Below are 15,005 nucleotides of genomic sequence, written 5' to 3'. Positions count from 1 at the left end.
CTCATGCGGTGGGGCCCGCATGGATTGGAGGTCCGCCGACGCCCGGTCCATGCAAGCCCTGCCGAATGGGCCACGGCAGGTCCCTATCGAGCTCTCTGTCAACCGCGATGGTGGTGGCGCGCCTTGCCGCGCATCGCCAGCCAGCCCAGCAAGCCCGTGAGCATCAGCAGCATCCAGGTGCCGCCGACGGGCACCGGCGTTGCCGCTTCGAGAAGCTGCGTATCGGTGTCGGTAGCCGAGTTGTTGGCGGAGTCAGGGTCGATCACGTCGGCGGGCAAAGTCACCGAAGCCGTGTTCACCAGCTCGCCGGTGAATGTGGCGGGCACGGACATGACCAGGGTATAGGTGGCCGTGGCGCCCGCTGGCAGGTTGACCGTATCGCTGAGAGCACCGCTTCCGCTGGCCGCGCAGGTAGCCCCGCCGGCAGCCGCGCAGGTCCACTTGGCCGTGGAGATGCCCGAGGGCAAGAGGTCGCTGACCGTGGCGCCATCAGCCGCGTCCGGGCCTGCGTTCTTGACCGTGATGGTGTAGGTCACGTCGCTTCCCGGCTTGTAGCTGCTTTGGCCGTCGGTCTTGCTGATGCTCAGATCGGCCATGCTTTGCGCGTCGGAGTCGGTCGCCGTGTCGTTGCCCGCATCCGGGTCGATCACGCCCTGCGGAGATTTCACCGTGGCCATATTCACCAGCGCGCCCTTGAAGGTAGCCGGCACGGACATGACCAGGGTGTAGGTGGCCGAGCCGCCCTTCGGCAAGTTGACCTTGTCATCGTTGAGCGCGCCCGTCCCGCTGCCGGTACAGGAGGCTCCGCCAGCAGCCGCGCAGGTCCACTTGGCCGTGGAAATGCCCGAGGGCAAGGGGTCGCTGACCGTGGCGCCATTGGCCGCGTCAGGGCCGGCGTTCGTGACCGTGATGGTGTAGGTCACGTCGCTTCCCGCCTTGTAGCTGCTTTGGCCGTCGGTCTTGGTGATGCTCAGATCGGCTGTGCTTTGCGTGTTGACGTCAGTGGACGCATTGTCGGCTGGATTGGCATCGATCACGCCTGGTGGCGATGTCACCGTGGCCGTATTCTTCAGGTCGCCGGTGAACGTGGCGGGCACGGACATGACCAGGGTATAGGTGGCCATGCCGCCCATCGGCAGGTTGACCTTGTCGTTGAGCGCGCCCGTCCCGTTGCTGGTACAGGAGGCTCCGCCCGCAGCCGCGCAGGTCCATTTGGCCGTGGAAATACCCGAGGGCAACGGGTCGCTGACCGTTGCGCCATTGGCCGCGTCCGGACCCGCGTTCGTGACCGTGATGGTATAGGTCACGTCCGTTCCGGGCAGGTAGCTGGTATTGCCGTCGGTCTTGTTGATGCCCAGGTTGGCCGAGCTCTGCGCGTCGGTATCGGTCGCTGCATTGTTGTCCGGGTTTTCATCGATCAAACCGGGCAAATCCACAGTGGCCGTATTCACCAGATCACCGGCGAATCCAGAGGGCACGGACATGATCACGGTGTAGGTGGCTGTGCCGCCCATTGGCAGATCAGCCGCGTCATTGAGCGCGCCGCTTCCGCTGGCGGCGCAGGCGGCTCCACCTGACGCAACGCAAGTCCAACTGGCTTCGGTAATACCCGCGGGCAGGGGATCGCTGACCGTGGCTCCGGTGACCGCATCGGGCCCGTTGTTCGTGGCCGTGATGGTGTAGGTCACGCTCGTTCCCGGCACGTAGCTGCCGCTGCCGTCGGTCTTGGCGATGCCCAGATCGGCCTTGCTCTGCACGCTGGTGGCGGTCGCGGTGTTGTTATCTGGATTCCCATCGAACAAATAGGGGGCGTTGCCGGGCAGGGCCACATCCGCTGTATTGCTCAGCTCTCCCGTGAAATCGGCCGGCACATCCATCGACAGCGTGTAGGTGACTGTGTCCTTGTAGGGCAGGTATATCTTGTCGTCTATGCTTCCCGTCCCTTCGGCTGCGCCGCAAGTGGCAGCACCCGTTGCCGTGCACGTCCAGCTCGCGGAAGTGATTCCCGCCGGCAGCACGTCGGTCACGTGGGCATCGGTGACGTCGAACACCCCTTCGTTGTGGACCTCGATCGTATAGACCAGGGGGCGGCCCGCCACATAGTTGCCGCTGGCGGTCTTGGTGATGGAGAGGTCAGCCGGAAATTCAAGCGCCGCATCAGGGCAGTTGGCGCCGTCGTTGGAACTGGCAACAGGCGAGTCGGACAGCTTGGTGCGAATACCTGTCGCAACGTCGATGTAGTAGAGCCCCGAACCATCATTGGCCGTGCCAAACAAGCCGTTAGTTGCGCCAAACTGTGCGCCGAGCTGAGTGCCCTGAGCCGTGTCGTAAGGCTCGCCGACTGCCGTCACAGTCCCGCCGCTTTCCGTAATATCGATTCGATATAGTTGTCCGTTGTTGCCCACCGAATACAGCACGCCATTCACAAAGGCCATGTCGGATACATCAATGGGCTGACTCAAGGTAATCTTTGCGAATGCACGCGTATTTACATTGACAACAAAAATAGCGTTATTACTTCCTTGCTCCTTAATGTAGTAATTTCCATCCAGGTCAAAAGCTCCACTGGTGTAAATATTCATCGGCAAACTGGACACCGTCCACTGCGCGGCAACCGTTCCATCCTCATTGTCGATACGGAACAGAGTACGGGTTCCATCATCCCCGCGCTTCATGGCATAGAAATACCCATCCTTAGGGTTGTATCCCAATGCGTTGTAATTATTGGCCGCGGCCGCCGAACCAAAGCTGCTCAAGCTAGGTGGGTTGGTGCTTGTATCGATCTTGTTGAAGAAAGTCTTGCTATTGGCATCCTTGGCATTGGATACATACAGCGTGTTGTCGCAAGCTGTGGATGACAATGCATAAGCATGCCCCCACGCGCCAATGCACAGCGCCGAGGCCAGTGCAATGCGCGTCAATGAAACCGCTCGAATTCCCAAGCTCGCCATGGCAACCCGTGGAGCTCCCGGCCTAAGACGGCGTATCTGCTTGCGCATCAGCCAGCGCGCAACTGGAGGTGTCGTCTGGATGACAGAATTTAACAATCGCATATTTGAATCCCATAGTTGATCTACAAATTGGAATTCAAACGTCCAAGTCAATCCATGACCTCAATTAACCCGCCGAAGCATTGAACATCACCATTGTTATTTCTTGCAAACAAGGCATTGCACCGCTTTTCTTGGCTCTTGGATGGTTCGTTGCCTTCCAAGTATTAGTTCAATGCAATGATTTAATTTAATATCAGAAAATAACAAACTCGCCGCCTCATTACCCATGCGATAGTAAAGGTGGAGCTATGCGGCGGCTTTCCTCTCCATGGCTGATTTCCTGGTGATCTTTCGAGTCGGAGGACTTGCGCAAGCGTTATCAGGCTAGTGAGCTAGCGGGCGGGTCGCCATCAAGAGGAGAGGCTCCGGCCGACGGTGTGTCCGAGCCTTGGATTCCATGCCCGGCGATGGTTACGGCGCTCAGAAAAAAGGCTTGCGGCCACCCTGGCCTGGGGGCGCGTCCTTGCCCACACAGGCTTGATTGATGCGTTTACGCGTTTTCGGCGTCGTCCACGGAGGTTTTCAACACGGTCCAGCCCGATTCGATGTGCTTGCGCATGGCGATCATGGCGGAGGCGGCGTCGCCGGTGGCCAGCGCCTGCAGGATCTCGTTATGTTCCTGGACCGCTTCGGGTCCACGGTTGTGTGCCGCGTTGATCACATCGAAAGGGTAGCGCGCCCAGAGTATCTGCACGAAATGCAGTGTCTGCGGCATGCCCGCGATGTCGTACATCCGGCGGTGAAAGCGGTAGTTCACACCGCGCGCGGCGGCGCGGTCGCCGGACGAGAAGGCCGTGGCGAACTCTTCCCCGAGGGCATGCAGCTCGGCCAGGTCCTGGGCTGTGATGTTCTGCACCACGCCGCGCACCAGTTGCGCCTCGAGCAACAGGCGAAGATTGAGGATTTCGGCGGAGGCCTCGGGGTCGAACGGCACCACGCGCGCTCCGCGATACGAATCGCCGCTGATGTAGCCCTCCGCCTCCAGCAGCTTCAGTGCCTCGCGCACGGGCGTGATGCTCAGCTTGAGCTCTTCCGCGATCTCCGCCTGCTTGAGCCGGGAACCACGCGGATACACGCCAGAGATGATGCGCTCGCGCAGATAGTCTGCGACCTGTTCTTCCTTAGTCCTGTAATCCATGAGTTGCCCGTGAGTCTTGCATGGCATCGCATATGCGAACAACCGCCTGCCATGCCGCGACCTGATCGCCGACGCGCTCCTTGCCGGCGCGCGTCAAGCCGTAATTCCTTGGTTTTCGCAGCATTCTATGCGACGGAATATGCGGCGGCGCAAAGCGCCCGCCGCCCCAAAAACTACTCATCATCCAGCGCCAGGCGCGGCAGCGACATTCGCGTCTCTATCGGCTCGCCCGGGTTTGCAAGCCCATGGAACTCAGCTCATGTGGCCGGCATCCGTTTCCACGATGCGCCGGGCCTTGTCCACGAGCGGCTTGTCGATCATCTTTCCGTCGAGCGAGGTCGCCGCGCCGGCGCTGGCCTCGAAGGCGGCCAGCACGCGGCGGGCCCAATCCAGTTCGGCGGCGGAGGGGGCGAATGCCGCATTCACCGGCGCGACCTGCGCCGGATGGATGCATAGCTTGCCGCCGAAGCCGAGCTGCCGCGAGCGCCGGGCCTCCCGGGCGATCTGCTCCGGATCGCTGAAGTTCACGCTGACGCCATCGATCGGGGGCAGCAGGCCCGCGCCCAGGGATTCCAGGACGATCCGCGTGCGCACGGCATCGAGCGCATGGTCCTCGTCCGCGATCCCGCTCTCGGTGGCGAAATCCACGCTGCCGAAGGCAAGCTGTTCGACTCCCGCAATGCCGCACAGCGCCCTCAGGTCGAGGTAGGCAGCCACGGTTTCCAAAAGCGCAACGATGCGCCGCCCGCGCAGCGCATCGGCGACGTGGCTCAGCGAGCGCACGTCCGCCTTGGGCAGCATCACGGCGGCATCAGGCAGGGACTGGATCATCCGCAGATCCTCGTCGAACCACGGCGTTGCGGCCGCGTTGATGCGCACGAGCGCCCGCGCGCCGCTCGCGCCAAGCCATTCCCGTACCTGCTCGCGCGCATGCGGCTTGGCGTCCATGCCGACGGCGTCTTCAAGATCGAGAATGATGTCATGGGCGCCGCTGGAGGCGGCCTTGGCGAAGCGCTCGGGCCGGTCGCCGGGGACGAAGAGAAAGGTTCGGGCAATGTGGCTCATGGGCTATTCGAAATGGACATCCAGGGAAGTGGTCAGCGTGCAAAAGCGTTTGAGTCCCTGGATCGCATTATCGTGCTCCTCGGCCGACGGCGCGCAGCAGCAGTCCTCGAGCACGATGATCTCGTAGTCGCGGTCATGGCCTTCGCGCACGGTGGCCTGCACCACCGCGTTGGTGGAAATCCCGGAGCAGTAGATCCGCCGGATTCCGTTGGCTCGCAGGATCGCCTCGAGGCTGGTGCTGTAGAACGGGCTCACGCGATGCTTGACGATATCGAAGTCCTCGGGGCGCTGCCCCAGGTCGGGGTGGCTCTGCGTTCCCCAGGTTCCGAGCTGGAAAATGCCGTTCTTGCGCGCACCCGAGAAAATGGGGGAGTTCGGCGGACATTCACGATAGTCCGGAGAAAACCCGACGCGCACGAAGCCGACGTGGATGCCGGCCTTGCGCGCCTTGTCAATGGCGTGGCGCGTCTTTTCGATGATGCCGCGCCCGCGCACCTGCTCGCCGTATGCGGCCTTGCCGTTGAAACCGTCCGCATGGACGAGATCGTTCTCCATGTCCAGCACCAGATAAATGGAATCCTTCACGTGTTACCTCTCCCTTGTCATTACCTGCCGAATTTTCAAAGTATGACCTCGCGGCCTTCCAGCTCCGCGCGCTGCGTGCGCGACATGCCCAGCAACTCGCCGAACACATAGTCCTCATCCTGGCCCAACGCGGGCGTGAGCCTGTGGATGCCGACATCATCCGTGCGGCTGAACCGCGCCGGAGCGCCCACCGCGGGACGCGCGGGCACGTCATCCGCGCTCACCTGCGTGACCGTGCCGCGCGCGCGCAAATGCGGATCATCCGCTATGTCCTGCATGTTCCATGAAACGTGCGCGCTCACGCCCGCGCGCTGCAGCCGCTGCACGATCGCATCGGCATCATGCGCCGAAAGCCACCGCGAAACCAGGTCATCCACCACCGCGGCATGCTTGAGACGCCCTTGCGCGGTGCCCAGATGCGGCGCATCGCACTCCACGTTCAGCGCCTGAAGAAGGCCCCGCCATTCTTCGTCGTTGCGCACGGCGAGCGTGATCCAGCGGTCCGCGCGCGCGCTGGGATACACGCCATGCGGCGCCATGGCGGGGCTGGAATTGCCCGGCCGCTGCGGGGTGAATCCCGCGCTGGCCATGGCCAGCGCATCGCCGATCATCGCGGACGCCACCTCGCGCGCGGCCAGGTCCACGTGCTGCGCCCTTCCCGTGCGGCGGCGCTGGTGCAGCGCGGCAATCGTTGCCAGCGCGGCATGCACGCCCGCGGAATGGTCCATGACGTGGCGCATCTCCACCGGAGGGCCATCGGCGTAACCCGTCATCCAGCCCAGGCCTCCCCATGCGCCGAACAGGGGCGCGTAACCAGCGAAATGCGAGTCCGGTCCGTTCTGGCCGCATGAGGAAAGCGACAGCATCACAATGTCCGGCTTGGCCTCGCGCAGCACGTCGAATCCCAGCCCGAGACGCTTGATCACCCCCGGACGGAAGCTCTCCGCCGCGATGTCCGAGACTGCGACGATACGCTTGGCGATCTCCACGGCCTCGGGCTGCTTCAGGTTGAGCCGCACCGACAGCTTGTTGGCCGATACCTGATCGAACGTCGCCGCATGCATGCGGCCATACACGGCATGCGGCTTGCGGAACGCATCGGGCCTGCTCAGGCTCTCGATCTTGATGCACTGGGCTCCCAGTTGCGACAGCATGTGCGTGCAGAACGGCCCCGCCGCATGGATCGTGAAGTCCGCGATCCGCACGCCCGCCAACGGCGCATTGTCTCGATTCGTCACAGCATCTCCTCCGTCATTTCGCCCAGCGCGGGCACGCAGCCTTCAGCGGGAAGGGGCGAGCAGTGAAACTGGAACGGCGCTTTCAACAAATCCACCTCGCGCCCGCTTTGCAGCGTCGCTCGCGCGAACAATCCCCGAGCCCGCTCATGGTCGCCGCGCACCACGTCTTGCGGCGTGCGGTACTTCGCCGCCGGCACGCCCAGCTCCTGCGCGCGCCGCACGATGTCGTCCACCTCATGCCGCGCCATCCATTCGCGGATGTGCGCATTGATCTCGTCTCCGCGGCGGCTGCGCTCGAGCGGATCCTCCAATGCGGGATCGCATGCCCAGTCCGGACTGCCGAGCAACTGCACCAGACCGCGCCACTGCCGGTCCTCCAGCGTGAGCAGCTCCAGATAGCCGTCAAGTGTCCTGAACACACCGCCATAACGGAAGCGCCTGCTGGTGCGATGCTCCAGCGATCCATCGCCCAGGCGCTGCAGGGCAAAGGCCCCCACGGCCAGAACGGCGTCCTGCACCGACACGTCAACGAATTGACCGCCCGCCGCGGGGGCCGCCCACCATGCGGCCAGCGCGCTCATCGCAGCCACGCAGCCGCCCTGGTAGCCGCCGAAGTGGCCATATATCTTGAGCGGCGGACGATCGGGGAACATCTCGTTCGCCAGTCCGTTGGGCAGCAAGAAGCCTTCTCCGCCCGCATGCAGCAGGTTGATTTCCTCGGCGCTCCAGTGCGCCTTGTCACCAGCCGCGCCAAACGGCAGGACGCTCACATACACCAGATGGGGGAACGCGGCCGCGATGCTCTGCGGGTCGAAGCCGGCTGCGGCGCGTTCGGCCACCGGGGTATCGTCGATCAGAATGTGCGCATTGCCCAGCAGTTGCATCAGGTTCGCACGCTGCGAGGCGTCGCCGGGATCGGCAACGGTGCTGCGTTTGCCCAGGGCCAGATAGGCAAACAGCGCGCTCTCTCCGGTGTCCTCCAGCAAGGGCGGCGCGCTTCGCAGTTGCGAGCCTTGGGGAGGCTCCAGCATCACTACCTCCGCCCCCATGGCGGCAAGCAGCCGGCCCGCGTATGCCGCGGCCACCGAACGCGAACGCTCGATGACCCGGCATCCCGCCAGTGGCAGCTCCGTGTGGGACGTTGTCGCGCAGTCGCCTTGCATGTGAACCTCCTGCTTCTCGCTCGTGTTGACCTCTACCGTTTCTCGTCAGCGCACCACCGGCAGTTCCAGATCGATGGCCGAGCCATCGAGGAACGCGGGCAGCCTGACGTCGCGCGAAGGCAGCGCCACGGTGGCGATACCGGGAGTGGTCAACTCGCCGCGCTGATTGACCGCCTGGATCTCGATGTCCACCAGCCCCGTCTTGTCCTTCACGTACTTGCGCACGACCTTGCCCTTGCAGAACGTGGTGTCGCCAACGATGTTGAAGCGGCGCATCTCGGTGCGCACGCGCTTGAGCACGCCCGCATCACCCATCCAGTTCGTCACCAGCGTGCACATCCACGACGAACGCTGCGGTCCGTAGTCGTAGGTGCCTGGCACGCCCACTTCCTTGGCGACCGACTCGCGGTGGTGGCCGATACCGGTGTACTCGACACCGCCGCCCGCCTCGGGGTTGCGAAAGAAGTGGCCCGGGTGCTTCACCGCCGCCTGCAGCACGACGCCGTGCGTATGGCCACGCCCGCAGCCAACCAGGAAGCCCATGGTGTCCATCAGCGACAGCGGACCGCGCGCGATGGTGGGCAGCTCCTCGCCAATTTCCACTTCTTCCCAATAGCGCACGTTCGCGCCGCGGATGTTCTTGGGCTCGTTGAGCACGATCTCGTCGATGCGATCGCGCTCTTCGTCGGTGTATTCATGCTGCACGATTTCCTTGTACTTGCCCGCATCGCGCGCCGCCTTGCGCTCGTGGCGCGTGCAGGTGCCCAGGCCTCGCGCCACCAATTCACTGCGCTGGTTGTAGTACGACGCTTCCACGTACTGCAGCACGAGGCGCCCTGAAAACTGGCTTTGCTTTTCCTCCACACCCACCACGCGCTCGATGGCGGTCAGGCGATCGCCCGGCTTGATGTTGCGAAAGAGCTCCCAATCATTGCCCGCGTAGAAACCATGCACGCCCGGCAGTCCCCAGCGCGTGCGGCCCAGCCAGCCGAATGCCATCGGGAACATCGGATGGCCCACCAGGCTGCCGTACCGGGTGCCCGCACCGTAACCCACATCGCGGTACAGCGGATTCAGGTCTCCGATACCGTTGCACCAATTGCGCAGCGTGTCTGCCGTCGCGTCCTGCAGGTAGGGACCTTCGGGGCGCAGGTGCAGCCCGATCATGGCGCGCGCGGCGGCGACGGCCTCGTCGGTGATGCGGCCTTCAGCGGGGCGGTTGCCCACGTCGGATTGTGCGACTTGCGGTTCGAGAGTGGCGGTATTCATGAATAAATGCTCCTTTAGATAATGCCAAATGCAGAATGCATTCTTTTTGGAAAGATGTCAACCAGGTAAGTTTCCGGGTCAACGACGTGGCGGGATCAGTTTCAGTCGATGCGAATGTTGGCCGAAACGATCACATCACCCCATTTTTTGCGCTCAAGTTGCACGAAATCCTTTAATTTCGCTGGATCCATGACGAGCGGCTCCACGCCGATGTCCATCATGCGCTTGCGCATCTCGGGGATGGCCAGGGCCTGAGCAATGTGATCGCTCATCTTGTGAATGACCAGAGTTGGCGTGCCTTTGGGTGCAAATAATGCATCCCATGCCACGACGTCAAAGCCGGAAACCCCCTGTTCCGCTACCGACTGCACGCCCGGCAGCATTTCGCTGGCGTTGCGCGAGGTGATGCCGATCGCCTTCAGCCTGCCCGCGGCGATGTGCGCGCGCGACGCCGTCACCGTGTCGATGACCAACGGAATCTGCCCGCCGATGGTGTCCGTCAGCGCCTGCCCCGACGCCTTGTACTTCACGCCGAACAGCGGCGCGTCGGCCATCTTCACGAATTGCGCGAACACGACATTGGCGGTGGTGCTGGGCAACCCCACGTTCAGCGACTGCGGATGGGCCCTGGCCTGGGTGATGAGCTTTGCCACCCCGTTGGCGGGAATATCCGCAGCCGAGGTGCTGATCACCATGGGCAGCAGCCCGATCATCGCCACGGATTCGAAATCCGTGGCCGGGCTGTAGCCCGGGTTGCTGTAGAGAAACTCGTTGGCCGCATTGGTCGCGTTCGTTCCCAGCAAAAAGGTGTAGCCGTCTGGCGCCGACTTGGCCGCCGCCGCCGTTCCGATATTGCCGCCCGCGCCCGCCTTGTTCTCCACGATCACGGGCTGGCCCAATGAGGCCGAGAGCTCCTGGCCGAGCAGCCGCATCAGCACGTCGGCGCCCTGTCCCGCGGCGTAGGGCACGATCACGCGAATCGGCTTGTCCGGCCAAGCCTGGGCCTGGGACGGCAGGGCCCACACCGCTGCCAGCGAACACAGCATCATGGCCCGCCGGCCCTGTTTCAAGAAACCTGATTTCATGCGCTCTCCTGGATAAGTTCGTGATCAATCCATCCGTCATGCCGCAAGCGGCAATCCGGCCCTTGGCCATTCGGCGGCAAACAACTGCCCATGGCCCGACAAAGTGATGAATGCGGTGCGCCGGTCCGGTCCGCCAAAGCAGATATTGGTGCAGTAGCTCTCCGGCGCGACGTGGAACTCCAGCAGTTCCCCCGATGGCGAGAACACGCTGATGCCGCCGCGCACGAGCGTCGCCACGCAGACGTTGCCGCCCTCCTCCACCGCCAGAGAGTCAAAGCGTTGATAGCCCGGCAGGCCATGCACCAGCTGGCCGCCATTGGGCGACGGCCAAGGTGCCAGCCCCAGCTCACCACGGTCGGTGATGGGATAGGACCACAGCCGGCTCGACTCCGTTTCCGTCACGTAGAGCGTCCTGCCATCGGGCGACAGGCCCACGCCGTTTGGCGTGAGCAGATGCTGCGCCGCGCGGCGGATGAAGCTGCCGTCCGTGCTCGCGTAGTACAGCGCGCCGCGCATGATGCGGTCATCGAAGGCCTTGCCGAAATCCGTGAACCAAAAGCCTCCATGTGCATCGAATACGATGTCGTTCGGCCCATGAAGCGGCCTGCCGTCGCACTCGCTGTACAGCGTCTGCACGGAGCCTGTCGACAGGTTCACACGCTGGATGAAACCGCCTCGGTAGTCCGCTGCCGCCCCGGTGGGCCGGGTGAACCCATCGTCCGTACGCCAGCTGAAACCTCCGTTGTTGCAGACATAGACGTGTCCGTCCGGCCCGAGCGCCGCGCCGTTGGGGCCGCCGCCGAGTTCGGCCAGCACCTGCCTGCTGCCATCCGCGCACACCTTCACGAGGCGCGCACCCTGGATTTCCGCCACCAGCACGCTGCCATCGGGCATTGCGACGGGGCCTTCCGGGAACAACAGTCCATCCGCGATCACACGGCCCTGGAGTTGGAGGTTCTGCATATTCGTTGTCTCCTGTGTCATGCGTTGGCGCCGGCGGCGGTTTCCTGCCGTGCGCCAAGGTAGGCATCGATGGCGCGCTGGCGGCCCTCACGGCTGCGCAGATCCTGCGCATCCAGCGTGCCGACGATGTGCCCATGGCGCATCACCCAGGCACATGTCGCCAGCTTAGCCGCCGCATGAAAGCTCTGCTCCACGAGCAACGCCGACAGGTTCTGCTCTTTCTGTATCGCCGCCAGCCGTTCGTAGACACGCGCAACGAGCAGCGGCGCCAGGCCGAGCGACGGCTCATCGAGCAGCAGCAGGCGCGGCCCGGACATCAGGCCTCGCCCGATGGCCAGCATCTGCTGCTCGCCGCCGCTGAGCAGGCCCGCGGGCGCATGAATGCGATTGGCGATTTCCGGGAAGAACTCCAGCACCATCCGCTGACGCCGCGCACGCGTGGGCTTATCCACGAAGTAACCGCCCAGGGTCAGGTTCTCCTGCACGGTGAGATCGGTGACGATGGCGCGGCCTTCGGGCACGTAGACGATACCGGCATGGAAGCGTTGTGCGGCAGTCAGTGATGAAATGTCGCGGCCTTCGAACAGCACGCGCCCACCGGACGGCTCGAGCCCGGCGATGGCGCGCAGCGTGCTTGATTTTCCGGCTCCGTTGGCTCCCAGCAGGCCGGCCACGCAGCCCTGGTCCATCGCCAGCGACACGCCATGCACGACAGGGCCCGCGCCGTAGCTCACGCAAAGGCCATCCAGCTCCAGGATCGACGGCGGGCGCTCACTCATCATCGTCTCCCAGATAGACACGCACGACTTCCGGATTCACCCGAATCTGCGCAGGCGTGCCGGACGCCAGCAGCCTGCCGCTGTTGAGTACATGAATGCTGTCGCACACTTCCATGATCAGGTCCATGTCATGCTCCACCACCAGCACGATGAGATCGGGCGAACGCAGCTTCTTGAGCGCATTCGAGAGATCACGCGTTTCCACCGAATTGAGCCCTGCCGCCGGCTCGTCGAGCAACAGCACGCGCGGCTTTCCCGCGATGGCGCGCGCGATCTCCACTAGCCGCAGCACGCCCGGCGGCAGTCGCGCGGGAAACTCATCCGCGACGCCTGCGACACCCAGCCGCGCCAGTGCCGCCAAGGCCAGGGCGCGATGCGCCTCACGCTCGGCATTGCCGCTCGCCAGCGGCAGGAATGCGCTGAGCCAGCCCGCATGCGCCTGCCGGTCCAGGCCGATCATCACGTTTTCCGCCACGGACAACTCCGGGCACAACGCCACGTGCTGAAAACTGCGCGAGAAACCCAGCGCAGCGCGCCCTGCGGGCGCAATGCGCTCCAGGTGCCGCGGCCCCAGGCAGATGCTGCCCGCCTGCGGCGAATACAGTCCGGTAAGACAGTTGAAGAAACTGGTCTTGCCCGCGCCATTCGGACCTATGAGTCCCGTGATCTGTCCGGGGAGCACGGACAGGCCGATATCCTGCAGCACGCGATTGCCGCCGAAGGACAGCGACAGGCGGTCCACCGTCAACGGGACGGTGCCCTGGACCTCCATCGAAGTGGATGCCGCCATCATGAACGTTCTCCCGCCAGGCGAGCGCGCCACGACTCAGGGATCAGGTTGGCGCCCAGCACCACCGCCAGCAGCGCGCCGCCATACAGGATCGGCACCCAATCACCCGCCCCCGCCAGCAGCAGCGGCATGAGCGTGAGAAAAATGCCGCCGATCAGGCTGCCGAACATTCCCAGCGAATAGAGGCTCACCACCGATCCGACCAGCAGAAAGATGGAAGTCCACAGCGTGAAACTATTGGGCGACACCGTGGAAGAGCTGAACGCCAGCAGCGCCCCGCCGATCGCCGCAATGGCCGCGGACAGCGCCATGCAAGCCAGCCGCGCCCAGCTGCGGCGCACGCCAGAGGACTCCGCGGCGGGCGCCGACGTGCGGATGAGCAGCAGCGCCAGCGCCTGGCGCGAGCGGCGGAACTGCCTGAGCAGCAACGCCACCAGCACCAGCCCGCCCAGCGGCAGGTAATAGCGCTGCAGCTCCCGCGACACGCCGGGCAGCGCATCCTTCTTCACATACAGGCCCTCATACCCGCCGGTGGCATTGCTGAAGTACAGCAGCACCTCGGGCAAGGCCAGCGCGAGCGCCATCGTCGCCACGGCCAGATAGATACCCGAGAGATTGCGCGATGGATACGCAAATGCCATGCCCAGCAGCGCCCCCGCGACCGCCGCGAACGGCAGCGCCACCAGCACGGAGACACCAAGATACTTTTCCATCAATGCCACCGTGTAGGCTCCCGCGGCCACGAATACGCCATGGCCGATCGACACTTCGCCGCCATACCGCACCAGAAAGCTCACCGAAAGAATCGCAATCGCGTTGGCAAAGCACAGGCCGAGCGTGAACGACCAGTACCCACCCGCGACGAGCGGCAACGCGATCAACGCCAGCAGAACCACCAGCGCTGCGCCCGCCCGAAGAGAGCGCGGCCTGCTCGCGGCCGGCTTGCCGGCCGATGGCAGCGCTGCGCGCAGCACAGGCGCTTTGGAGAGGCTTGCTTCAGACACGGCTACCTCCACGGCGGGTCAGGACGCCCTTGGGAAAGACATTCAGCGTCACCAGAATCACCAGCAGCAGATAGGTATTGGTGAACTCGGCGGCCACATAGAAAGACAGCAGGTTCATGAGCACGCCGATGAACACGCCGCCCACCACCGCTCCGGCCAGGCTGCTGAATCCGCCCACCACCGCGGCGGCAAAAGCCTGCAGCATGAACGAAGCGACGCTGGTGGAAGACAGAAAGGTCGTGGGAACGATCAGCAGCGCGGCCACCAGCCCCAGCAGGCCCGCCACGACAAACGAAAACAGGTGGATGCGCCGCAGGCTCAGCCCGCAGACGCGGCTGGCGAAGGGGTTGGCGGACACCGCGCGAAAAGCGATGCCCACGCGCGTGCGCTCGATCAGCAGATACAGCAGCCCCACGGACGCCGCCGTGACAACCAGCACCGCCATGTCATACGACGTGATCCGCATCGCGCCGACCTGCATTTTCCAATGGGGAAGCGGCAGATCGAGCGAAACCACGTTCGACCCGAAGACAAGCTGCGTCATGCCCTGGGCGATCAAGCCGATGCCCAGGGTGGCGATGGTGCTCGTGAGATCCGACTTGAACACCAGCGGCGCAATGACAAGGTAGCTCACCGCCATCACCGCCGCCATGATGGCCAGCGTGATCATCAGCGCCGCGCCCCAGGCCAGGTTGCCGAGAATGCCCGCGGTGAAGCCGAACACCAGGAATGCCGCCAGGCCGGCGAGATTGCCGTGCGCGAAATTCACGACATTGGAGCTTTTGTAGATCAGCACAATGCCGATCGCGCCCAGCGCGTAAAGGCATCCGCTGATCACGCCCGCCCAGATGAGTCCCAGCAGGTCGGCCATGG

Annotated in this window: 13 protein-coding genes; all 13 read right to left on the bottom strand. The window is 64.0% G+C overall.

Annotation, left to right across the window (positions count from 1 at the left end):
• Positions 1-98: 98 nt before the first annotated feature.
• Entirely contained in the window at positions 99-2,951 is a 2,853-nt protein-coding gene (locus tag ABWP92_RS03820; protein ID WP_502907443.1) for a DUF6923 family protein, read from the bottom strand.
• Between the two features lie 592 nt (positions 2,952-3,543).
• Complete coding sequence (locus ABWP92_RS03815; RefSeq protein ID WP_353234026.1) at positions 3,544-4,191, bottom strand: GntR family transcriptional regulator; 648 nt, start codon at positions 4,189-4,191, stop codon at positions 3,544-3,546.
• A 252-nt stretch (positions 4,192-4,443) separates the two neighbouring features.
• The gene (locus ABWP92_RS03810; protein ID WP_353234025.1) at positions 4,444-5,256 is read right to left on the bottom strand and encodes an HpcH/HpaI aldolase/citrate lyase family protein; all 813 of its coding nucleotides are present in this window, start codon (positions 5,254-5,256) and stop codon (positions 4,444-4,446) included.
• A gap of 3 nt (positions 5,257-5,259) precedes the next feature.
• Positions 5,260-5,841: a cysteine hydrolase family protein gene (locus ABWP92_RS03805; protein WP_353234024.1), complete on the bottom strand. Its 582-nt coding sequence runs from the start codon at positions 5,839-5,841 to the stop codon at positions 5,260-5,262.
• 35 nt (positions 5,842-5,876) lie between these two features.
• Entirely contained in the window at positions 5,877-7,079 is a 1,203-nt protein-coding gene (locus ABWP92_RS03800; RefSeq protein ID WP_353234023.1) for a CaiB/BaiF CoA transferase family protein, read from the bottom strand.
• Positions 7,076-8,242 (bottom strand): CoA transferase, encoded by a 1,167-nt coding sequence (locus tag ABWP92_RS03795; RefSeq protein ID WP_353234022.1) that lies wholly within the window; start codon positions 8,240-8,242, stop codon positions 7,076-7,078. The genes ABWP92_RS03800 and ABWP92_RS03795 overlap by 4 nt, the downstream gene beginning before the upstream one ends.
• Before the next feature lie 45 nt (positions 8,243-8,287).
• A complete protein-coding gene (locus tag ABWP92_RS03790; protein WP_353234021.1) occupies positions 8,288-9,511 on the bottom strand; it encodes an FAS1-like dehydratase domain-containing protein in 1,224 nt (407 codons plus the stop codon).
• Between the two features lie 101 nt (positions 9,512-9,612).
• Positions 9,613-10,596 carry a Bug family tripartite tricarboxylate transporter substrate binding protein gene (locus ABWP92_RS03785; RefSeq protein ID WP_353234020.1) on the bottom strand — a complete coding sequence of 328 codons (984 nt, stop codon included), beginning with the start codon at positions 10,594-10,596 and terminating at the stop codon, positions 9,613-9,615.
• A 36-nt stretch (positions 10,597-10,632) separates the two neighbouring features.
• On the bottom strand, positions 10,633-11,559 hold the full coding sequence (locus tag ABWP92_RS03780; protein WP_353234019.1) for an SMP-30/gluconolactonase/LRE family protein: 927 nt from the start codon (positions 11,557-11,559) through the stop codon (positions 10,633-10,635).
• A gap of 17 nt (positions 11,560-11,576) precedes the next feature.
• Positions 11,577-12,338 carry an ABC transporter ATP-binding protein gene (locus tag ABWP92_RS03775; RefSeq protein ID WP_353234018.1) on the bottom strand — a complete coding sequence of 254 codons (762 nt, stop codon included), beginning with the start codon at positions 12,336-12,338 and terminating at the stop codon, positions 11,577-11,579.
• Entirely contained in the window at positions 12,331-13,128 is a 798-nt protein-coding gene (locus tag ABWP92_RS03770) for an ABC transporter ATP-binding protein (protein WP_353234017.1), read from the bottom strand. Before ABWP92_RS03770 ends, ABWP92_RS03775 begins: the two co-directional genes overlap by 8 nt.
• The gene (locus ABWP92_RS03765) at positions 13,128-14,132 is read right to left on the bottom strand and encodes a branched-chain amino acid ABC transporter permease (protein ID WP_353234016.1); all 1,005 of its coding nucleotides are present in this window, start codon (positions 14,130-14,132) and stop codon (positions 13,128-13,130) included. Before ABWP92_RS03765 ends, ABWP92_RS03770 begins: the two co-directional genes overlap by 1 nt.
• Positions 14,125-15,003, bottom strand: a complete 879-nt coding sequence (locus tag ABWP92_RS03760) for a branched-chain amino acid ABC transporter permease (protein WP_353234015.1) — start codon at positions 15,001-15,003, stop codon at positions 14,125-14,127. Before ABWP92_RS03760 ends, ABWP92_RS03765 begins: the two co-directional genes overlap by 8 nt.
• Positions 15,004-15,005: the final 2 nt, after the last annotated feature.

Source organism: Diaphorobacter ruginosibacter, assembly GCF_040396215.1.
GTDB lineage: Bacteria > Pseudomonadota > Gammaproteobacteria > Burkholderiales > Burkholderiaceae_C > Diaphorobacter_A > Diaphorobacter_A ruginosibacter_A.
This window is presented reverse-complemented; position numbering and strand designations above follow the sequence as displayed.